At 43.3% G+C, this 20,875-nt stretch carries 25 protein-coding genes and 1 tRNA gene; 18 read left to right on the forward strand and 8 right to left on the reverse strand.

Annotated features, from left to right (window positions below; genetic code table 11):
• Positions 1-2: 2 nt before the first annotated feature.
• From spoVAC to M1J35_RS10775, 8 genes are all read left to right on the forward strand, one after another.
• Complete coding sequence (gene spoVAC, locus M1J35_RS10740; RefSeq protein ID WP_034763501.1) at positions 3-473, forward strand: stage V sporulation protein AC; 471 nt, start codon at positions 3-5, stop codon at positions 471-473.
• Positions 473-1,489 carry a stage V sporulation protein AD gene (gene spoVAD / locus M1J35_RS10745; RefSeq protein WP_254653609.1) on the forward strand — a complete coding sequence of 339 codons (1,017 nt, stop codon included), beginning with the start codon at positions 473-475 and terminating at the stop codon, positions 1,487-1,489. Before spoVAC ends, spoVAD begins: the two co-directional genes overlap by 1 nt.
• A gap of 20 nt (positions 1,490-1,509) precedes the next feature.
• Positions 1,510-1,866: a stage V sporulation protein AE gene (gene spoVAE / locus M1J35_RS10750; RefSeq protein WP_034763503.1), complete on the forward strand. Its 357-nt coding sequence runs from the start codon at positions 1,510-1,512 to the stop codon at positions 1,864-1,866.
• A 15-nt stretch (positions 1,867-1,881) separates the two neighbouring features.
• Positions 1,882-2,574, forward strand: a complete 693-nt coding sequence (locus tag M1J35_RS10755; RefSeq protein WP_224520433.1) for a DUF421 domain-containing protein — start codon at positions 1,882-1,884, stop codon at positions 2,572-2,574.
• A 79-nt stretch (positions 2,575-2,653) separates the two neighbouring features.
• On the forward strand, positions 2,654-2,785 hold the full coding sequence (locus M1J35_RS10760) for a YjcZ family sporulation protein (protein ID WP_079534613.1): 132 nt from the start codon (positions 2,654-2,656) through the stop codon (positions 2,783-2,785).
• Between the two features lie 688 nt (positions 2,786-3,473).
• Positions 3,474-3,734, forward strand: coding sequence for a sporulation-specific transcription regulator SpoVIF (locus M1J35_RS10765; RefSeq protein WP_034763965.1), 261 nt, complete (start codon positions 3,474-3,476; stop codon positions 3,732-3,734).
• 169 nt (positions 3,735-3,903) lie between these two features.
• Positions 3,904-4,176 (forward strand): hypothetical protein, encoded by a 273-nt coding sequence (locus M1J35_RS10770; protein ID WP_254653610.1) that lies wholly within the window; start codon positions 3,904-3,906, stop codon positions 4,174-4,176.
• 26 nt (positions 4,177-4,202) lie between these two features.
• Positions 4,203-5,099, forward strand: a complete 897-nt coding sequence (locus M1J35_RS10775) for an MBL fold metallo-hydrolase (RefSeq protein WP_254653611.1) — start codon at positions 4,203-4,205, stop codon at positions 5,097-5,099.
• Here the strand turns inward: M1J35_RS10775 and M1J35_RS10780 are convergent.
• From M1J35_RS10780 to M1J35_RS10795, 4 genes are all read right to left on the reverse strand, one after another.
• Positions 5,096-5,770 (reverse strand): DUF421 domain-containing protein, encoded by a 675-nt coding sequence (locus M1J35_RS10780; protein ID WP_034763509.1) that lies wholly within the window; start codon positions 5,768-5,770, stop codon positions 5,096-5,098. The two genes, M1J35_RS10775 and M1J35_RS10780, sit on opposite strands and share 4 nt — an antisense overlap.
• A 116-nt stretch (positions 5,771-5,886) precedes the next feature.
• On the reverse strand, positions 5,887-6,309 hold the full coding sequence (locus tag M1J35_RS10785; protein WP_254653612.1) for a GNAT family N-acetyltransferase: 423 nt from the start codon (positions 6,307-6,309) through the stop codon (positions 5,887-5,889).
• A gap of 3 nt (positions 6,310-6,312) precedes the next feature.
• Complete coding sequence (locus M1J35_RS10790; RefSeq protein ID WP_034763515.1) at positions 6,313-6,831, reverse strand: YjcG family protein; 519 nt, start codon at positions 6,829-6,831, stop codon at positions 6,313-6,315.
• 161 nt (positions 6,832-6,992) lie between these two features.
• Positions 6,993-7,715: an alpha/beta hydrolase gene (locus M1J35_RS10795; RefSeq protein WP_224520428.1), complete on the reverse strand. Its 723-nt coding sequence runs from the start codon at positions 7,713-7,715 to the stop codon at positions 6,993-6,995.
• Between the two features lie 150 nt (positions 7,716-7,865).
• On the opposite strand from M1J35_RS10795, the gene M1J35_RS10800 reads away from it, so the two are divergent.
• From M1J35_RS10800 to M1J35_RS10820, 5 genes are all read left to right on the forward strand, one after another.
• The gene (locus M1J35_RS10800; RefSeq protein ID WP_034763521.1) at positions 7,866-8,420 is read left to right on the forward strand and encodes a phosphatidylglycerophosphatase A family protein; all 555 of its coding nucleotides are present in this window, start codon (positions 7,866-7,868) and stop codon (positions 8,418-8,420) included.
• A 294-nt stretch (positions 8,421-8,714) separates the two neighbouring features.
• Positions 8,715-9,710, forward strand: coding sequence for a TAXI family TRAP transporter solute-binding subunit (locus M1J35_RS10805; protein WP_034763524.1), 996 nt, complete (start codon positions 8,715-8,717; stop codon positions 9,708-9,710).
• 123 nt (positions 9,711-9,833) lie between these two features.
• Complete coding sequence (locus M1J35_RS10810; protein ID WP_034763527.1) at positions 9,834-10,355, forward strand: DUF1850 domain-containing protein; 522 nt, start codon at positions 9,834-9,836, stop codon at positions 10,353-10,355.
• Positions 10,342-12,327: a TRAP transporter permease gene (locus M1J35_RS10815; RefSeq protein WP_079534623.1), complete on the forward strand. Its 1,986-nt coding sequence runs from the start codon at positions 10,342-10,344 to the stop codon at positions 12,325-12,327. The genes M1J35_RS10810 and M1J35_RS10815 overlap by 14 nt, the downstream gene beginning before the upstream one ends.
• A 433-nt stretch (positions 12,328-12,760) precedes the next feature.
• Positions 12,761-12,832 (forward strand) — tRNA-Val (locus tag M1J35_RS10820).
• Between the two features lie 133 nt (positions 12,833-12,965).
• Here the strand turns inward: M1J35_RS10820 and M1J35_RS10825 are convergent.
• On the reverse strand, positions 12,966-13,139 hold the full coding sequence (locus tag M1J35_RS10825; RefSeq protein WP_179126173.1) for a hypothetical protein: 174 nt from the start codon (positions 13,137-13,139) through the stop codon (positions 12,966-12,968).
• Positions 13,140-13,513: 374 nt separating this feature from the next.
• Here M1J35_RS10825 and M1J35_RS10830 point away from each other — a divergent pair, with 374 nt between their 5' ends.
• The 4 genes from M1J35_RS10830 to M1J35_RS10845 all read left to right on the forward strand — a co-directional run bounded on the left by M1J35_RS10830 (position 13,514) and on the right by M1J35_RS10845 (position 17,061).
• Complete coding sequence (locus M1J35_RS10830) at positions 13,514-13,714, forward strand: cold-shock protein (protein WP_034763533.1); 201 nt, start codon at positions 13,514-13,516, stop codon at positions 13,712-13,714.
• Positions 13,715-13,897: 183 nt separating this feature from the next.
• The gene (locus tag M1J35_RS10835; RefSeq protein ID WP_254653613.1) at positions 13,898-14,665 is read left to right on the forward strand and encodes a 3-hydroxyacyl-CoA dehydrogenase; all 768 of its coding nucleotides are present in this window, start codon (positions 13,898-13,900) and stop codon (positions 14,663-14,665) included.
• A gap of 81 nt (positions 14,666-14,746) precedes the next feature.
• Positions 14,747-15,892, forward strand: a complete 1,146-nt coding sequence (locus M1J35_RS10840) for an acyl-CoA dehydrogenase family protein (protein WP_224520426.1) — start codon at positions 14,747-14,749, stop codon at positions 15,890-15,892.
• 14 nt (positions 15,893-15,906) lie between these two features.
• Entirely contained in the window at positions 15,907-17,061 is a 1,155-nt protein-coding gene (locus tag M1J35_RS10845) for a thiolase family protein (protein WP_254653614.1), read from the forward strand.
• A 44-nt stretch (positions 17,062-17,105) separates the two neighbouring features.
• On the opposite strand, the gene M1J35_RS10850 is transcribed toward M1J35_RS10845, so the two are convergent.
• Positions 17,106-17,960, reverse strand: coding sequence for a MurR/RpiR family transcriptional regulator (locus tag M1J35_RS10850; RefSeq protein ID WP_224520424.1), 855 nt, complete (start codon positions 17,958-17,960; stop codon positions 17,106-17,108).
• 163 nt (positions 17,961-18,123) lie between these two features.
• On the opposite strand from M1J35_RS10850, the gene gndA reads away from it, so the two are divergent.
• Positions 18,124-19,536, forward strand: coding sequence for an NADP-dependent phosphogluconate dehydrogenase (gndA, locus tag M1J35_RS10855; protein ID WP_254653615.1), 1,413 nt, complete (start codon positions 18,124-18,126; stop codon positions 19,534-19,536).
• A gap of 39 nt (positions 19,537-19,575) precedes the next feature.
• On the opposite strand, the gene M1J35_RS10860 is transcribed toward gndA, so the two are convergent.
• Together M1J35_RS10860 and M1J35_RS10865 are read right to left on the reverse strand one after the other, a co-directional pair.
• Positions 19,576-19,737 carry a hypothetical protein gene (locus M1J35_RS10860; protein WP_167562134.1) on the reverse strand — a complete coding sequence of 54 codons (162 nt, stop codon included), beginning with the start codon at positions 19,735-19,737 and terminating at the stop codon, positions 19,576-19,578.
• Between the two features lie 121 nt (positions 19,738-19,858).
• Positions 19,859-20,629: a SurA N-terminal domain-containing protein gene (locus tag M1J35_RS10865; RefSeq protein WP_224520422.1), complete on the reverse strand. Its 771-nt coding sequence runs from the start codon at positions 20,627-20,629 to the stop codon at positions 19,859-19,861.
• Between the last annotated feature and the right edge of the window lie 246 nt (positions 20,630-20,875).

Here is a 20,875-nt window from a genome sequence, read left to right on the forward strand (position 1 = left end):
TCGTGGCAAAAACACAAAAAACCCCCGAACAAAAGAAGTACGAGCAGTTAGAAAAACAATATGAAACGAAGCGGCCCCTACTGAAAAATGTCGTGAAAGCATTCTTTGTGGGAGGCTTCATCTGTCTGATCGGACAGGCGGTAACGTATATGTACATCTATTATTTCAACTTCACTGAGCAGACTGCAGGGAACCCTACGGTTGCGACGATGGTCTTTCTCGCCATGCTCCTGACCGGCTTTGGGGTGTATGACCACATTGGCCAATTTGCTGGAGCAGGAAGTGCCGTCCCTGTCACAGGCTTCGGGAACGCCGTGATTTCTGCCGCCATTGAGCACAGAACAGAAGGACTCGTCCTCGGTGTTGGAGGGAATATCTTTAAACTGGCAGGATCTGTCATTGTCTTCGGGGTATTCTCAGCCTTTGTCGTAGCATTAATCAAGACCATTCTAATCCAGCTGGGGGTGATCTAATGCTGAAAGGGACACGTTCGTGGGTATTTCCTGGCAATCCGGCCATCCTTTCAACTGGTGTCGTCGGTGGGCCTTTTGAGAAAAAAGGAAATCTCACAGCCGACTTCGATCAATTTTACGATGATGTATGGATGGGGCAGGAAACATACGAGAAAGCCAACCGGACACTTATTGAAGATGCCGTTCAAATTGCGCTCGAAAAACAATCTCTGCAAAAAAGCGATATCCAATTTTTTTTGACCGGTGACCTGATCAATCAAATCACCCCTTCAAGTTTTGCAGCAAGAACCAGTGGAATTCCTTATTTCGGTTTGTTCGGGGCGTGCTCGACATCTATGGAAGGTCTCGCGCTTTCAGCGTTTTTAGTGAATTATCACGGAGCCCGTCATGTGGTTACGGGAGCTTCTAGCCACAACTCTGCTACCGAGAAACAATTCCGCTACCCCACTGAATATGGTGGCCAGAAACCCCCTACGGCACAATGGACGGTTACGGGTGCCGGCTATGCTGTAGTTGGAGATGGTACATCGGTCACCATGCCGACTCCGAGAGTGACATCCGCAACGATCGGGAAGGTTGTGGATATGGGGTTGAAGGATCCATTTAATATGGGTGGGGCCATGGCCCCGGCAGCTGTTGATACGATTGTTGGTCATTTTCAGGATCTGGGAAGGGACCCTTCCTACTATGATCTCATTATTACAGGCGATCTTGCCACAATTGGAAGGCAGACGGCTGTTGAAATGTTGAAACAAAAAGGCTACGCGATCCCTGATGGGTTATTTCAAGATTGCGGGATGCTGATATATGGTGAAAGTCAGCCGGTTCAATCAGGAGCAAGTGGGCCGGGGTGTTCAGCCACCGTACTTTACGGTCATTTATTGAATGAGATGAAAAAAGGAACGTACAAACGCATCTTGGTCATTGCGACAGGAGCATTGTTGTCACCCCTGACATTTCAACAAGGAGAGTCTATTCCTTGTATCGCCCATGCGGTGTCGATTGAATTTATGTAGATCTGAAAGGAGGAAACCAAGTGTTAGCGATGTTTTTTTGGGCCTTTACAATAGGTGGAATCATCTGTGTGATCGGTCAATTATTGTTTGATGTGGCGAAACTGACCCCGGCCCACACATTAAGTCTGCTGGTAGTCTCGGGAGCCATCCTTTCAGGCTTCGGATTATATGAGCCACTTATCGATTTTGCCGGTGCAGGAGCGACCATTCCCATCACGAGCTTTGGGAACGCACTCGTCAATGGGGCGATGCAGGAAGCCGGGGAACACGGATTGGTGGGAGTTCTTACGGGTATGTTCGAAGTCACAAGTTCCGGGATCTCATCCGCCATAATCTTCGGCTTTATTGGTGCGCTCCTGTTCAAACCAAAGGGATGATAGAGGTGAAAACAGATGCCTGAATACTTACAGGTGGCACTAAGAAGTATATTTATCCTGCTTTCCCTTTTTGCGATCACCAAATTGTTGGGGAAGAAACAGCTGTCGAAATTATCGTTCTTCGAATACATCACAGGGATTACAGTCGGGAGCATTGCAGGGACTCTTTCAATGGATTTGAACCTGCCCTTGAGTGAAGGGCTGATGAGTATCCTATTATGGTTTGCATTTCCCCTCCTGTTTTCTTTCCTGTCCCTGAAGAGCATTCGCTTTAGGAGATTTGCTGAAGGCAAGCCTACGGTATTCATAAAGGATGGAAATATCGATGAAAAAGCGTTGAAGAAGGAGAAGTATTCCGTTGATGAAATGCTTGAACAATTACGGAAAAAGGATGTGTTCCGCGTTGCCGATGTGGAATTCGCATCCCTTGACACGAACGGTGATCTAAGTGTTTTGTTGAAGAAAGAAAAACAACCCCTTGTCCGAGAAGATGTATTTGATATATCACAAAAATCCACCCCTCCCCAAGCCGTGATCACAGATGGGAAAATCGATCAAAAAGCCTTGGCTGAAGTGGGCTTTCCCTTGCCATGGTTGGTTCGGGAGCTGTCTAGACGGAAACTGAGGGTGGAGTCCGTCTTTCTGGCACAATTGGATTCTGAAGGCAACTTGACCTTCGACTTGTTCGATTGGACAAACACACAATAAAATATCCAAAAGCCCATACGTTCTCCTCTCTTAGTACATATGTTATAAGAGACTAGAGGTAAAAGAGAGGTGAAATTTTATGTATGGATATGGTTACGGTGGCTGTGGTTATGGTGCCGGCTGTGGATATGGCGGGGGGTATGGCTCAACGTTTGTATTGATCGTTGTGCTTTTCATTCTCTTGATTATCGTTGGAGCAAGTTTCTGTTAGAAAGGGGTACAAAAGGCAGAATCCTCATTGGAGAGATTTTGTCTTTTTGTTTTGTTTTTATATATTTCTTTTTTTCTAAAGAGTGACGTCACAGTTGATTTCCGCTGCAGGTGCTCGCTTTCCGCGGGGCGTGAGTTGAGCCTCCTCGGGCTTTGCCCTGCGGGGTCTCAACTTTCCCGCAATTCCCGCAGGAGTCGAGCACCTTCCGCTCCAATCAACTTAAAGCATAATGTTTAAAACATGATTAATATAAACACCTTTTCTTGAAGAACTAGGAGCTGCCTATCTTATACAGAAGTAGAAGGGTAGAGCTTGAATTCTGTAGTAGAAGTCATGTTTATAAAATTGGTTTTGTTCCTCCATCTTGGGCTCTGTCACTCTAATCCTGTTTGATGGCGAGGGGAACCGCGGAGACTCCTGCGGAAAACGGGCGTGCCGAGACCCCGGAAGCGAGAGCTGAGGAGGCTCGGCCGTACGTCCGCGGAAAGCGTAGCGGTTCCCCTTGCCATCCAACCGTACACTCATAGACAGAGCCTGAGCAGACGATATGTCTGTAAAACAGTAACCCTTGCTTAAAGGGATTTTGTTTTAAGGATGCTACATCCAATTTTTAATTATTTTGGTATTCAATTCACGCTCCTGGGTTTTTTACATATGATGCTTATAGTTAAAAGGAGGCGTGATGGAAATGAATAATAACTTTTTTAAGAATTTAGAGAAGAAGACAGGCGTTAACATGAACGAAGTGTTAGAGCTTGCAAACTCTTTACAAAATGCAAACTTTAAAGATGAAGCAACGGTTAGAAGCGTCATCAAACGTGTATCTAAAATCGCCAATAAACCTGTAAATAAGGAAATGGAAGATAAAATTGTCCAATCGATCGTGAACGATGGGAAGCAATTGGACTTTGGAACCATCTCCAACATGTTAAACAAGGGGAAAAAATAAAAGAAGACATCAAAATCAAGGAGAATGGACATAAAAAAACGTGAAGCCACGTATTTTATGTTAATTCTTCTTTCTTTTTTATAGGAAGTATTAAAGAGACAGGAAGGTATGCGTGAGTGCGTTTTTAACAATCTGAAATTGGGTAAATAAAACCAAGGAGGTCATAAAAATGGGATATATTGCGCCGATTCCTCACTATCAATACAAACAATATCAGGAAAGAGAAATCAAAGTTGATCGACACCACTTCAATTTTTTCCCCATACAACCGATTAAACCACTGAAAAATAAATCACAAGCTCACCCAGAAGGAGCAGGAGATCATGTTCCGCCTTCCATTCAAGTAAAGGTTCCATACGAGAAAATGAGTAAATCAGCCATCCCCTCCACTTTATTAGCACAGCTCACAGGAAAAGGAAAACACGTTAACGAATATGTGTAGTGAACCGATTCTATGGGGGTATTGAATTGAAACTACAGAAATTCACAGAACATTGCTTTGCATTTACAGGTGCGGTTACGATTGGTTATTGTGTAAAAGATGGGAAGGGGCTTTTAATCGATAGCGGATTGGATGATTCGGCTGTTAAGAAAGTGAAGAGGATTTTGGACGGAGAGGGACTTCCCCTCGATTATTGCGTGATCACCCATGCCCACGCCGATCATTTTGGCGGTGCCCGCTATCTTAAGAGTAAGTATGCTATTCCATTGTTTGCCCTTAAATTTGAAAAAGCGATCATTGAGAATTCCATTTTAGAACCCATCTATTTGTTCAATGGGGCTGTTCCAATAAATGGCTTAAGGAATAAATTTCTTGAGGGACAGGCAGTCGAGGTGGATGGGGAACTATTAATTGGTGAGAACATCATTGGTCCGTTTATCTTCGACGTCATTGATTTACCAGGGCATTCGCATAGTCAGGCAGGTCTTCTGGTTGATGGAATTTTATATGCAGCAGACAGTTATTTTGGCATTGAGACGTTAAAGAAGCATGTGATCCCCTTTATTGTGGATGCGGACCTTACACTGGAATCGTTAAAAAAACTCCTTCACATATCCTGTAAAGGAGCGATCCCGGGTCATGGCCGATTCGAAGAAGATATCACTCAAACAGTAAAGGAAAATATCGAGCTTCATGAAGAAAGAATGGACTCCCTTTTAGATGTGGTAAATACAAGCCCTAATGGAAGGACAATCGATCATATCATGATGGAATACTTGGACCTACATACGATCACTGTCTCGAATGTGGGGCAGTGGCTGCTATTCAGAACATCGGTCACAGCCTACCTCACAAGTCTTGAACGGAAGAAACTTCTGTCCTTTTTGATTCAAAACAATGAGCTGATCATTAAACCCCGTTAATATCCTTGTACCAACAAGGTTTTTCCATCTTCCCATTCTGCGTAAAGCACGTCTTTGGAGGAGTGGAAGCCTTGTTTTTTTATTTCACTCAATAACCAAGTATCTTCTTGTCCTGCAAGGGTCAAGTTATCATAGACAATTTCACCATCTACAATAAAGGCAAGAGGGAGGGTGGCTGCCTTGATGGGGAGTTGAAGATCCTGTCGCTGTACCATATCATATAGCGGCTTTCGGATGACGCTCAATGTCCCGTCTGATTCAAGAAGGGCATATTCACATTCTCTTACAGAAAATACATCCTTTGCCCGGAGTAAATGCTGAAGCTGATTCAAATCCAGATGATTCTTTTTGAGTTCATCATAATTAATTTGACCTTTATTGATGATTAACGAAGGCGTCCCCTCAAGCATATGCCGGAAACGCCTTGATTTTTGAGTGAAGTATTCAGTAATGAAGATCAGGCTTCCCCAAATCGAAATGGCGGCGAGAATTTGGAAGACGGTCGTTTTCCCGTCATAAAGGGAGTTTCCGACGAGCTCACCAAGAATTAAAGCGGAAATGAAATCAAAGGCTGATATTTGCGTGATTTGTGTTTTTCCTAAGACTTTAGTCAGAATGAGTAGAGCAAAATATCCGACGATCAATTCAATGGCAATGGACTTGATTTCCATAATGATCCCCCTTTCCATACCTTTCCCCATTATCGCCGGGAAGGGTGGTGAATATACGAAGGGACAAACAAAAAAGAACAGAGAATCCAGACCTGAAACTGGACTCTCTGTTCTATTCAAATGGTTTTTTTCATTGTTTTATGAGGAATGCCGGCATCGAGGAATTCCTCGGACGTAACCTGATATCCTAATCCTTCGTAAAAAGGGATGGCATATGTTTGGGCATTTAATTTCAATAGTGCTAATGGCTGCCTCTTCGCATACTCTTCAATGGCGACCATCATTGTACGCCCGGCCCCTTTTCCCCTGATGGATTTAAGGACGCAGATCCTTTCCACTTTCCCAACTCCGTCAAGAATGCGAAACCGTCCGGCCCCGACTGCCTTGTTCTGGTCATAGAGAACGAAATGCGTGGAGTCGTTTTCATACTCATCGATTTCTTCTTCCAGGGGAACCTGCTGTTCCTCTACAAAGACCGTCTTTCGAATATGGAATACCTCTTGAATCTGATCCTCTGTCTTGGCAACTTCGACGTTCACCGTTTACTGTTCCTTCCCTAATCGGAAAGTTTCGTACACGGTCCAGGAGCCGTTCTCTAACTGATAAAGCAAGTGGAAGCGGTCGATTATCTCCTCATGGTCGATGCCCAGCATGCTCAATGATCCGAAAATATCCGAATGTTCATCATTCGAAAGCTTTTGGGCAATGGTGATGTGAGGAACGAAAGCGAATTCCGGCTCGTCACCCATGAAGTTTTGATTATGCATGTCATCGTGCAACCCTTGAAGTTCAGGCTTTGACTCGACCTTGAAATAAATCACATTGTTTACAGGTTGGAAGGAACTTACTTTGTACACCTTTAAATTAAATGGATCGTATTTCTTTGAAATCACGGAAAGCTTTCCTGCGATATCTTTAATTTGATCGTCATCTGCACTAAAGACATTTTTCAATGTCAAATGTGGCGGAACCAATGCGTAATGAGGATCATAGCGTTTCCTATAAGAGTTCGCGATATCTTGTAGCTTTTTCGATGGGAAAATGACTATACCATAATTCATTTTCTTCAATCCTCCTCTATTTAACTAACATTGTCATATGTATAGTATAGCAAATTTTTCAAAAATTTAATATAGGGCGAACGAAAGAGCAATGGGATGATTACTGAAGCTTACGGCTGATCTAAAGAGACAAGGGAGGGACCCCTTGCCTTTTAGGTCAGCTAAAACATTAACTTCAATGCACGTTTTAAATCAGGCTGCCAATGCTTCCAGGTGTGGTCCCCGTCGAATTCATCGTAAAAAGAACTGAATCCTTTTTGATCGAATGTTTCATGAAGCTGTCGGTTTGGTTTTAAGAAGTCCTTAACTTTTCCATCTGTCGTCTTCACTTCGGTTTCCTGCATCCCTATTATATGGTAGATGCTTAATAGATGAGGCTGTGTGAAATCTTCCACGGCATCAAGGACTTTTTCGTTGACGAAAGGAGATTGTAGGAGAACCTTGCCGAATGTGTTCGGGTATTTCAAAGCAGTCATCAACGAGACGGTTGCCCCCAATGAATCTCCGATAAGGGCACGTCCCATCCCCATATGATAAGTCGGGTAATGCTCATCTAAATAGGGGACCAGTTCATGTGCCAGAAAACGGATATACGCATCGTTTTCCTCACCGTGGGGATGATACTTCCGTCTGCGATCCTCTACATCTTTATATGGAACCCCCACTATGATCATATTTTCGATTTCCCTGTTTGAAAGCAATTCATCCGCGAGTCGCGGAATCCTCCCGAGCTGGAAGTAATCTTTGCCATCCTGTGCAATGAGCAGGGTGTATTTATAAAGGGGAGAGTAGGTTGCCGGTAAATAAACCAGCATCTTCATCTCTTCGTTTAATTCTTTACTAAAGAGGTTTAATTCGGTTACATTTCCTCTTACAGTTGTCATGACGATAGCCTCCTAGAATCATTGTTAACGGTTACAGAAAGATTGTACCATAATCTCTTTCAGAATTCCCAAAAGCGGATTGCAATACGAAAATTCAAAAGAGTGTTATAATTTTCATACAATCAGGACTGTTTAGAAAGGGGAATAACCATGAATAAACCTGTTCATTCAAGAGATGTTACCAAAGCTGCACTCCAGAAATTGAAAGATCGTGGAGTGACCATAGAAGATATAGCCGAAATCGTCTTTGAAATGCAGTATCCATATAATCATGAACTTACGATGGACGATTGCATTGATAGTGTGAAGAGAGTCTTATTAAAGAGGGAGATTCAGCATGCCATCCTTGTCGGGGTAGAGTTGGACCAGCTTGCTGAAGAGAAGAAGCTTTCTGAACCTCTTCAATCGATCGTGGAATCGGATGAGGGCTTATTTGGGGTCGACGAGACCATCGCACTGGGAGCTGCCCTTGGATATGGAAGTATAGCCGTGACCACTTTTGGTCATCTTGACAAAAATAAGATAGGCATCATCCGTGAATTGGATACGAAAAACGGAAAGGGTGTCCATACCTTTTTAGATGATATCGTAGCAAGCATCGCTGCAAATGCATCTTCAAGGATCGCCCATAGCTTAAGGGACCGTGAAGAGAATATTTCAGAAGAAGATAAGTTGAAGTTCGAGGACGAGGAATTAATAGGCTGAAAGACAACCTGATATATAACAGAAGGGGACTGAAGAAAGAAATTCATCTTCAGTCCTTTTTGTGTGGACAAATATACGCGGAAGGTGAAAAGGAGGGTAATTCCTGTAACCGCTTTATACATTTCCTATACATTTCAAGGTTCAGGATAAAGGGAACTGTATGACATGGGAATTATATAAAAGGGTTTTTTATGAAAAATGTTAAAAGTTTATGTATTTGATTTGACAAGATTGTTACAGACTGTGTTACAATTATTTCGTTAACGTACAAAATTTAATAGGGGGGATTAGAATATGAAAAAACGCAGTTTATTTCTAAGCACTGCACTACTTCTAGTTCTATCTGTCGTTCTTGCTGCATGTGGCGGCGGATCAGGTGGAGGTTCATCATCTGATGGTGAAGGTAACAAAGAGGTTGACTTCATTGGAATTGCTACAGGTGGAACAGGGGGTACATATTACCCGTTAGGCGGAACATTCGCAAAGATCATTGAAGATGAAACCGGAATCAAGTCTTCCGCATCCACTTCAGGTGCATCTGCTGAAAATATGGCCGCTGTGAAAGACGGCAAAACTGAAATCGCTTTTACGCAAACGGATATTGCATCTTACGCGTCTGAAGGTACAGAAATGTTCAAGGACAACAAGGTAGAGAACGCAAGAGGTATCGCGACACTTTATCCAGAAACTATCCAGATCGTTACAACGAAGGATTCAGGTATCAAATCAGTGGAAGATCTAAAAGGAAAAGTCGTTTCTGTAGGTGAAGCTGGATCTGGTACATTACTGAATGCCACTCAAATCCTTGAGGTTCATGGTATCAAGCTGGAAGACTTAGAAGCTCGTAATCTATCATTTGATGATTCAACGACAGGAATCCAGGACGGTACAATCGATGCGGCATTCATCACATCGGGTACTCCTACTGGAGCGGTTGAAGGTCTGGCTGCGACAGAAGACATTGCGATCGTACCTGTTGAATCAGGAAAAGTGAGTGAGCTGATCGAGAAGTATCCTTACTACTCAGAAGATGAAATCCCGGCTGGGACATACAGTAAAGTGGATGATGCAGTGACTACGGTTGCCGTTCGTGCCATGCTTGTGACGAACGCTGATATTTCTGAAGATGTCATCTACGATGTAACAAAGGCCATTTTCGAAAACACGGATAAAATCACCCACGCCAAAGGAAAGCTGATCAAAGCTGAAGATGGACTTAAAGGTATGGGAATTGAATTACATCCTGGTGCAAAGAAATACTTTGATGAAAAAGGAATTTCAATGGAATAGTTTCACACCAGTAGATGGACGAAGGGATAGGCCGCTTAATACGGTCTATTCTTTTGTTTTGGTTCGAGCTAATTCCAAACCTTTAGCAAAATGGACAAAAAATGGAATGGTGGGGAATTCTTGATGAAGAAATTTTCATTCATGGGTGCGATTCTCCTAATTCTTTGTGTCGGAATCATCCTTTTTATACCCTTACAAACTTTTTTAGTGATAGAACCGAGAAGTACTGCGGGGGACCCGGTCCTTTTCAGCCTTCCCGACGATCATTCATTTTCGGTTCGCTACACACACTCTATTCATCTATCAGAAGTAGAGGAATTTTACCATCAAACATCTTCCAATCAAATTCAACAAACCCAATTACTCTATGAAGATACTGCCATTGGGATGCCGGCCAATGCAGAGGGAAATGAAACCTTTGAAGTGACGAAGGAAGGCAAATATTTAATTTCTAATATGGATAAAGTGTTCCCATTCATTGATATCCGGATCGGACAGGTCGTCGCCAATCACCGTCTTGTGATGGACGGAAAAGAATATCCTTTAGCCGACTATTTTGATAAAGGCTCCGTCGTTCGGGTTCAAATAATGAAACAATCACTTTATGATCAGTGGAAAGGAGTGACTGTAGTTGGAAAAAGATAAAGAATTTGAATCATTGACTGCAGAACAACAACAAGAGTTACTTGAGAAGTATGATCCTGAATCATCGACCAGGAAATTTCATCACGGGATATTCAAATGGATCATATTCTTCGGATTATTGGCATTTTCATTATTTCAATTAGTAGCATCCATCTTTCAATTCATCCCTAGGCAATTATTGTTATCCATTCACTTAGGGTTCGCTCTTTCTTTAGTGTTCCTCTTATTCCCTGCCCGGAAGAAGAATCTGAAGAAGGATAAGATCGCCTGGTATGACGTTGTTCTTTCAGTCATCTCGATTGGGATCGGTGCTTATTGGCCGATCATGCAGGATGACATCGTCAGCCGGGTGGGATTAATGACCTCCCTTGATTTCTATGTCGGTTTCGCTGCAATGATCCTTGTACTCGAAGCAACCCGTCGTGCAGTGGGGTTACCGATTACCATCATTGCTTCTGCCTTCATCCTGTATATGTATTATGGCAGACTGATGCCTGGATTCCTTGCCCATAGAGGATATGACTGGGATGATATCGTTAAAACGATGTTCTTTACAAGTGAAGGGATCCTTGGTACGCCCTTATATGTATCAGCCACCTTCATCTTCCTGTTCTTATTGTTCGGGGCATTCCTGGTGAAAACCGGCGTCGGACAATATTTTAATGATTTGGCAGTGTCCATTGCCGGGAAACGTGTAGGAGGGCCCGCAAAGGTTGCGATCTTCTCCAGTGCCCTTCAAGGGACGATCAGTGGAAGCTCAGTAGCAAACGTCGTGACGTCGGGTTCTTTCACGATTCCTATGATGAAGAAGCTCGGGTACCGTAAAGAGTTTGCAGGAGGGGTAGAGGCTGCTGCGTCGACAGGTGGTCAGCTGATGCCTCCTATCATGGGAGCTGCCGCTTTCCTGATGGTCGAGTTTATCGGGGGAATTTCCTATTGGGATATTGCTAAAGCTGCCTCGATTCCTGCCGTCCTTTATTTTACCGGGATTTGGATCATGACTCACTTTGAAGCGAAGCGTATCGGTCTTCGTGGATTATCAGATGAAGAAATGCCCAACCGTAAAGAAGTATTCAAAAAGATTTATCTGCTGCTTCCGATACTGACAGTCATCATTCTGTTGGTAAGCGGAATGAGTGTCATGCGTGCTGCACTGTGGTCGATTGTAGCCACTATCCTCATCAGTGCCATACGTAAAGATACAAGGATCGGCTTCAAGGATGCTGTGGATGCCCTTGTTGACGGTGCCAGGACTGCCTTGTCTGTAGCCGTGGCAACAGCTGCCGCCGGTATGATCGTCGGTGTTGTAACGAAAACGGGATTAGGATTGACTCTGGCAAATGGATTGGTGGACCTGGCTGCAGATCTGACCAATACAACAGAAGGTAAGCTGATCCTTACATTGATATTTACGATGATCGCGTCGATCGTACTCGGCATGGGTTCTCCGACAACGGCGAACTATGTCATAACATCCACCATCGCTGCTCCTGCGATTATTCTATTAGGGGCACCGGAGCTTGCGGCTCATTTATTCGTGTTTTACTTCGGGATCATTGCTGATATCACGCCTCCAGTGGCGCTGGCTGCATTCGCCGCGGCCGGGGTATCGGGAGGGGAGCCGATAAGGACAGGGGTCAATTCCGCTAAATTGGCCATCGCCGCCTTTATCATCCCCTATATGTTCGTCCTGTCACCTGAACTGTTAATGATCGATACGACCATTCCTAGATTACTTTGGGTCGTCTTCACGGCCGTAACGGGGATGATGGCGATCGGGGCAGGTATGATCGGATATTGGTACCGTCGAGTGTTCGTCATAGAACGTTTCCTTTGCGTAGCAGCCGGATTATTACTGATTTATCCTGAGGGGATGTCAGACATTATTGGTCTGGTATTATTCGGTATCATGCTTGCGCTGCAATTCTTTATTAAGAGAGAAGATAAAACACCAACAAGAGCAACGGCATAACACAATAAGAGGCTGTTACCCCATTCATGGGCTAACAGCCTCTTATTGATTTTGATCAAGTCTTGATATCATTCGGTCAGAATGAAAAAGGATTGGAGAAGCGGCTAGGATGTCATGAATCCTGAAGTTGCGCACATCTCGCCTGAAATAGCAATAAGCGGTGATATAATCCTTTTCAACTCTTTTGACCAGTATTCTCCTTTTTGAACATTTCAGCTCCGAAGTCATGTATATAATTTCAATGGGACATCGATCCATCAACGATCGCTCTAATATCCTCATTATGTGGAAGCCCCTCTCAGTAGGATGTATTGACATTGTATGCGAACGAATGTTCTTTTATACATGAAATCTGGAATAGGTGAATTTCTTTAGAAAAATCCATTGACAATTCTCTTGAATTTACTATAATAGAATATGTACCTTACATCGCGACTTGTTAGCTCAGTGGGAGAGCACTTCCTTGACAGGGAAGGGGTCGTGGGTTCGAATCCCTCACAGGTCATACATAGAAAAAAGGATGCATCTTATAAGATGCATCCTTTTTTTTGGACGTTTAAAAGTTAAAATTGAAAAAGGACTCTGCTGAATTCGGGTAAGAGTCCTTGTCAAAATCATATTAATAATGATAATCGTATTTAGTTCAGTTCTAACTCTTCTTCAAAATAAAATGTGCCTGGATGTTCCTTTACGATATAAGAATACCGCTTCATGTTCTTAACGTATTGCCATTTCAATATTGTCACTGTTTCTCCTGTTTCCTTGATCGTAACCATAGAACCATTACTGAACCGATTTTTTGTGGATTTCATTGGGCACTCCCTTTCATATTTACTCATTATACCACAGTTTACCCTCCATTTTAGAGTCCCATGAGTGATAAACTTGATAAAACGATCACGTTCCACCAAAAGGACCAGAAGGAAGAAGAAAGGGAAGCGCATTCATGTTAAATAGTGGAATGCACCCTCGGCAAAAAGGGTTTTAAGATGAAGGAGTTAAATTATGTCAGAGGTCTGACTTTAAAAACTTCCCTCTCAGGAACTTGCTTATTTGTTTCATTACTGTTATTCTATAGAAGAATTATTTTTGTCCGGTATACGAGGGAAGAACAAGATTTGGTTTTCACCTGATATCGCAAGAATAGTAATATATTGTGTGTAACGCACTTTAGGAGGCAACAAACATGGAAAATGGTAAAGTAAAATGGTTTAACGCAGAAAAAGGTTTCGGATTCATCGAAGTAGAAGGTGGAGACGATGTATTCGTACACTTCTCAGCGATTCAAGGTGAAGGTTTCAAATCTCTTGACGAAGGTCAAGAAGTATCTTTCGACGTTGAACAAGGTGCTCGTGGACCACAAGCAGCTAACGTACGTAAAGCATAATCTAACTTTACACATCCAAAAACAGACTCATTCGTGAGTCTGTTTTTTTTATGGATTCATGCCTGTTTGGTTCGTGTGGATCTACTCATCTAATGAATAGACGGAATTTTTAAAACTTTATATCTTTTTCCTGCATCCAACGCTAAAATAAAACTATAAGCAGGCAGATTGGAGGGAATGTGAATGGAGATGAAAAATTCTGTTGCGGTGATCACGGGGGGAGCATCCGGACTGGGAGAAGCCACGGCACGAAAAATCATGGAAGAAGGGGGAAAGGTTTATATCCTTGACCTCAATGGGGAGAGAAGCTCAACGTTAAAAAAAGAGTATGGGGACTCCATGCACTATCATGAAACCGATGTAACAAATGAAAAAAGTGTAAAAGAGGCCCTTGAGAGAGCCATGGAAGATTTCGGAGGATTCAATACAGTTGTGAATTGTGCAGGTATCGCACCTCCTGGAAAAGTGGTGGGGAGAAAAGGAGTCCATTCCCTTGAGGAATTTTCCAAAGTAATTGAAGTGAATTTGATCGGTACGTTCAATGTCATTCGGTTGACTGCAGAAAAGATGATGCAAAACATACCGAATGAGCATGGGGAAAAAGGTGTGATTGTGAATACTGCATCTGTTGCCGCATTTGACGGACAAATCGGTCAGGCTGCGTATAGTGCATCAAAAGGAGGAATTGTTGGAATGACTCTGCCGATTGCCAGGGAGCTTGCCAGGGACGGCATCAGGGTCATGACGATTGCACCGGGATTATTCCATACCCCTATGTTTGACACTCTTCCAGAAGAGGCAAGACAATCCCTTGGGAGCACGGTTCCTTTCCCTAAAAGACTTGGTTATCCATCTGAATATGCCCAGTTGGTGAAAAGCATACTCGAAAACCCGATGTTGAATGGTGAGACGATACGCCTGGACGGAGCCATCAGGATGCAGCCTAAATAACCAGTGAGTGAATGCATGTTCATTCATTTATAAATGAAAGCGCTATCCTTTAGACACCAATACGAAATGAGGGAGAAACGTATGAAACATCCTTATTTAACCGAAGAACACAGTATATTTCGTCTGGCTCTGAGGAAGTTTCTACAAAAGGAAGCTTATCCTTTTTATGAGGAGTGGGAGAATAATCGGATGGTTCCGAGATCTTTCTGGGAGAAGATGGGGGAGCAAGGGTTTCTTTGCCCGGACATTGAAGAGGAATATGGGGGAAGCGGGGTCGATTGGGGCTTTTCGGTCATCATTAATGAAGAATTGGAAAGAGTGGGTTCCGGTTTGATTGGAATAGGGCTTCATAATGATATCGTCGTTCCTTATATCTCAGAGTACGGGACAATACAACAGAAAAAGAAGTGGCTTCCTTTATGTGCGAGTGGAAAGATGATCACAGCCATTGCCATGACAGAGCCGGGGACAGGTTCTGATTTAGCCGCCATCAAAACGACAGCTGAGTCAGACGGGGACCATTATATTGTGAACGGGCAAAAGACTTTTATCACAAATGGTATTCATGGAGATCTGGTGATTGTTGCGGTTAAAACGGATCTCCACAGTAAACCGCCTTATAAAGGTGTCAGCCTGTTGGCGATTGAAAGGGATACTCCAGGGTTTTCCAGGGGGCGGAAGCTTGATAAGATCGGATTACACTGTCAGGATACAGCCGAACTCATTTTTGAAGATTGTAAGGTACCGAAAGAAAACCTGATCGGAGAGGAAGGCAGTGGCTTTCACTATTTGATGAATAAGCTGCAGCAGGAACGTCTTATTGTGGCGATTGCAGCCCAAACGGCTTCGGAAGAAATGTTTTCCCTTACGATGGAATACGTGAAGAGCCGTCAAGCCTTTGGAAGGCCCGTCAGTCAATTTCAGAATACCCAATTCAAGTTGGCAGAAATGGCCACTGATATTGAAATGGGCAGAGCTTTTTTGGATGGGTTGATAGCCGAGCATATGCATGGAAAGGACGTAGTGACAAAGGTATCCATGGCCAAGTATAAGCTGACAGAAATGGCCCGTCACATTGCCACAGAATGCATGCAGCTTCACGGTGGATATGGCTATATGGAAGAATATCCGATCGCCAGACGATATCGGGATATACCGGTTGCAAGCATTTATGCCGGTACAAATGAAATCATGAAAGTGATCATTGCGAAGAATCTGGGGTTATAGAAAGGGAGAGTGGGATGAGAGAAGTTGTCATTGTTGAAGGGATCCGTTCTGCGGTTGGAAGAAGAAAGGGATCGTTGATGGGGATGAGACCTGACGATTTGGCAGGAGAGATACTTAAAGGATTGGTAGAGAAGTCGGGTGTTGATCCGGGTTGTATCGACGATGTCATTCTTGGATGTGTCACTCAGTCTGGAGAACAGGCAGGAGATATTGCCAGGGTGGCTGCCCTAATAGCGGATTTTCCGATTGAAGTGCCCGGCACAACCATTGACCGTCAATGTGGATCGAGTCAGCAGGCCGTGCATTTTGCATCACAAGCCATCCTCTCCGGGGATATGGATGTCGTCATTGCAGGTGGGGTGGAGAACATGACCAGAACGCCGATCGGATCTAATTATCAAGGTGCAGATTTTAGTGAAAAGTTAACGGGAAAACATGAAATCATTCATCAGGGGTTATCAGCTGAACGAATTGCTGAAAAATATGGTTTTACCCGTAAAGAATTAGACCGGTTCTCCTATGATAGTCATCAGAAAGCTTTAAAGTCCCAGGAAGAAGGACGCTTCGATCGTGAAATTTATGGTGTGAAAGTACAAGGGGAAGACGGAAATCCATTCTTATTCACAAAAGATGAAGGACCAAGAAAAGAAACGTCACTCGAAATACTTGGGAAATTAAAACCTGCATTCAAAGAAGATGGCGTCATTCATGCTGGGAATGCCAGTCAAATCAGTGATGGCGCTGCAGCCCTTCTTCTTATGTCGAGGGAAAAAGCCGACGAATTGGGATTGAAAGCACGTTTTAAGATTCATACCCGTGTAGTGGTGGGATCTGATCCGACCCTGATGTTAACGGGGCCCATCCCTGCAACCAGGAAAGCCCTGCAAAAAGCGGGGCTGTCTGTCGAAGATATCGACATATTTGAAGTGAACGAAGCATTTGCCCCAGTGGCACTTGCATGGTTGAAGGAGATCGATGCGGATCCATCCAAGTTAAATCCGAACGGAGGGGCAATCGCCCTCGGCCATCCATTAGGGGCCAGTGGAGCAAGAATCATGGTGAGCATGATGCATGAGCTTGAACGCACGGGAGGAAGATACGGACTGCAAACCATGTGTGAAGGACACGGTATGGCCAATGCCACAATCATCGAGAGATTGGAAGTATAATCATTGAGAGGGACGGACCTTTAAAGGTCCGTCCCTCTCAATGATTATACTTTTTTAATGGAAATGGCATCGCGTATTTTTTGCAGGGAGGTTTTGGATAGGTCCTTCCGTTTTTTCATGATGTTCACATAAAGGGCATCTACAATGCTCAGCTGACTGATTCTTGACGCAAGGGCTTCCCCGCGGTATTCAGTTTCCTGTGAGACGGTGAATAACGGAATATCGATCCTGCTGCTCAAGGGAGACTTAGCAAAATGAGTGATGCCGATCGTGGTGACATGATTTTTCTTCGCAACCTCCAGTACTTCCAATAGATCTTTATTGGCCCCTGAATGGGAAATAAACACAATCACATCTTCTTCTGTCAGTTGAGAAGCGGATATCAGCTGCATGTGGGAGTCATTATAAGCGTTAGTGGTCATACCGGTTCGGAGAAACTTATGATGGGCATCCATGGCAATGAATCCTGAACCGCCTGTACCATAAAATTCGATCCTCCTTGCACAAATCATCGCTTCAACGGCTTGCCGGAACGTGTCTTCTTTCATGATGCGCAATGAGTCTTCAAGGCTCCTCATATTGGACCGGAACACCTTCTGGGCGATGACCCCTTCAGTATCCTCTTCCTGGATGGTTTCATGGATATCCTTGATCGGTGCCACAAGATCAGAAGCCAGTGAAATCTTCATCGCCTGGTAGCCTTTGAAGCCTAATCGTTTGCAGAAGCGGAAGACGGTGGCATCTGCAATTCCGAGATCTTCTGCCACGCCACTGATGGTTGAATGGATAATTTTTTCAGGATTAGCAATAATAAAATCAGCAATCATCTTTTCTTTTTCACTGAACTGAGAGTAATGGGACCGGATTCGTGGAAAACAATGTTGAGCCTGCTCATCCATGATGGTAGAATACCTCCTATAAGACTTCTGTGAAAATAATTTTAACCTATTTTACGAAATAAAAAAATATTATTTCATAAAAATCCACCACGGAAATTTATTTCGTATTATAATAATAACGGTGAAGTAATCTATATAATCGTACTTGAAAGGAATGATCGTAATGACAAAACAACAAATAGGAGTAGTCGGCGTCGGAGTGATGGGAAAGAGCCTAGCCTTAAACTTTGAAAGCAGGGGCTATTCAGTTTCTATATATGATGTGTCGGATGAAAAGGTAAAAGAAGTACTGGACGAGCATCAAGGAAAGAAATTGGTTGGAACACATGATGTAAGTGAATTTGTTCAATCACTGGAAGTACCGCGTAAAATTCTCATCATGGTACCTGCCGGGAATATTACGGACAAAGCGATCGATTCATTGCTTCCTCATCTGGATAAAGGGGATATCCTCATTGACGGTGGGAACACCTACTTTGAAGATACCATCCGCCGTAATAAGGCCCTGGATGAGAAGGGAATCAATTTCATCGGTGCAGGAGTTTCCGGCGGAGAAGAGGGTGCGTTATACGGACCTGCCATTATGCCAAGCGGCCAGAAAGAAGCGTACGATTTAGTCGAGCCTTTCCTCACAGCCATCGCTGCAAAGGTAAAAGGAGATGCATGCAGTACATATATCGGCCCGGACGGATCCGGCCATTACGTGAAAATGGTTCATAACGGAATAGAATACAGTGATATGCAACTCATTTGTGAAGCGTATTACTTAATGAAGAATGTACTGGGGTTAAGTGCAACAGAACTTCATGAAATATTCAAAGAATGGAACGCCGGGGAGCTTGACAGCTATCTGATTGAAATTACAGCCGATATCTTCACGAAAGTGGATGAAGAAACAGGCAAGCCCCTTGTAGATGTCATTTTAGATACTGCCGGTCAAAAAGGGACAGGAAAATGGACGAGCATCAGTTCCCTTGAATTAGGAGTGCCGTTATCGATCATCACTGAATCCGTATTTGCCCGTTTTATTTCAGCCATGAAGGAAGAGCGTGTGAAGGCGAGCAAGATCCTGAGAGGACCTAAAAATAAAGAGTTTACAGGTAATAAACAGGAATTTATCGAAATGATCCGCAAGGCGTTGTACTTGAGCAAGATCTGTTCTTATGCACAAGGATTCGCACAGCTTCAATCGGCTTCGGATGAGTACAACTGGGATCTTAAACCGGGTGAAATTTCCATGATCTTCAGAGGCGGTTGCATCATCCGTGCCGGCTTCCTGGGAGAAATCAAGAATGCCTATGATCGTGATCCAGGCTTAACGAATCTGCTCCTTGATCCATATTTTAAAGAGATTGTTGAAAATTATCAGGATGAAGCAAGGGAAGTAGTGGCAACAGCCATCAAGCTGGGCATTCCTGTACCGGGTCTCGCCAGTGCATTAGCTTACTATGACAGCTATCGTTCTGAGTCACTGCCGGCGAATCTGCTGCAAGCACAACGGGACTATTTCGGAGCCCATACGTATCAGCGTATAGACAAAGAAGGTACTTTCCATACAGATTGGTTAGCTGAATAATATAGAACCGCCCTGTGGGTCATCCACAGGGCGGTTTATTTATTCGTCTTTGGTATCGTGTTTTTTCTTTTCGTCACGCTGGTCCTTTTTTAGTTCGTCGATAGGGATGGGATCGACATTTTGTTCACTTTCATGCTGATCAAGGATACTTTCCTGATCCTGCTCGGCATTTTCCGGATTTTGATTCGTTCTTTTGGTCATGATGTACATCCTCCTTTAAATGATAGGTTCTTATACCATACCCCCGGCACAGGGAGAAAAACCTCCTATGGAAGATAGAAAAAAAGAAAGCCGCCATAAGAAGGCGGCTTTCTGACTTGTGTTAGATTTTCACATCAATTTTAGCGTTTTTCTTTAAATCTTCAACATGTTGAACAAGCTTTTCTTGCTTCTTCTGTTGTTCCAGCTGAGTCTTGATCTGTGGTTTTACATCTTCAAACTTCGGAGCATCCTTTGCTTGGTCCTGTCCTTGTTGACTTGCATATTGATCATAAAACTTCTTCATTTCATCTTCTGTTACTTCGTCGACTTTGATTTCTTTTTCAACGTAGTTGGTGTACTTAATATTTTCAGCAATCTGAGTTTTCAGCTCATCCATGGTAAATCCGGCTTTCTTCATGGCATCTTCGAATTGCTTTTCATCTTTATATTGCTTTTTCACTTCGTCGAGTTGCTTATTGATTTCATCATCCGTCGCTTTATAGCCTTTTTCCTCGGCCTGTTGCATAAGGAGTGTTTGACCGACTATGCTGTCGATGGTTTGATCTTTGATTTTTTTAACAGCATCTTTACTTGTCGGGTCCTGTCCCATTTGTTGATACTGCATCTGTGATTGAGTCAACACATTGTTGAAATCTTCACCTTTGATTTTTTCGTCGTTGACGATGGCGACGATCTTATCTTTTTCCACCTTTTGTTCATCCATTTTCTTTTGCATTTCTTCCATCTTTTTCGCTTGCTCTTCTTGAGCCTTTTTGTCAGAAGCCTCTGTTTTTGGTTTATCGTCAGCTTTTTGGCTCTCCTCATTCGAACCGCAAGCGGCTAATCCAATTGTTAATAATCCTACTAGTAAAGTCGTTAATAGTTTCTTCATAATAGACTCCTTTCAGAACTAAGGTGTGATTCTAAAAAAAATCACTTAATGGGCATTGTAAATGAAAAACCTGCAAAAAGAAAGTATTTAGGTTAAAATATATTGATTGTAATCTGGATGAAACACAGAGTATAAAGCATATTCTCCTTCCGTACATTGATATATAGGGAATACAATTACTACTAAAGTGATAAAGCAGGAGGAATATTACATAGATACGTTCAAAAAAAGAGGTTGTTTAAATCG

Source organism: Rossellomorea sp. KS-H15a (assembly GCF_024195245.1).
Taxonomy (GTDB): Bacteria; Bacillota; Bacilli; order Bacillales; family Bacillaceae_B; genus Rossellomorea; species Rossellomorea vietnamensis.